1 protein-coding gene is annotated in these 243 nt (G+C 72.0%); it reads right to left on the bottom strand.

All coding sequences use genetic code 11. The features are described from left to right. Nucleotides 1-243, bottom strand: a 243-nt coding sequence (locus tag B1A78_RS21995; protein WP_179102145.1) for an HPP family protein, incomplete at both ends; no start/stop codon positions are given.

The following is a 243-nucleotide window of genomic DNA, read 5'->3' as shown; positions in this document are numbered from 1 at the left end:
GCGGCCGAGACCGCCAGCGCGGCCGCGAGCGCCGGGGTCGACACCGCCTGCGCGACGAGGATGCCGACGACCGATGACACGACATTGCCCCCGACAATCGACCAGGGCTGCGCGAGCGGGCTCGACGGCACCACGAACAACAGCACCGCCGATGCCCCGATCGGCGCGATGATCCACGGCATCGACACCGGGAACAGCGCGGCGCAGATCAACCCGGCAAGCCCGATGCCGACCAGCGCGCCT

The sequence above is a fragment of the Sphingopyxis sp. KK2 genome, from assembly GCF_001990265.1.
GTDB lineage: Bacteria > Pseudomonadota > Alphaproteobacteria > Sphingomonadales > Sphingomonadaceae > Sphingopyxis.
This window is presented reverse-complemented; position numbering and strand designations above follow the sequence as displayed.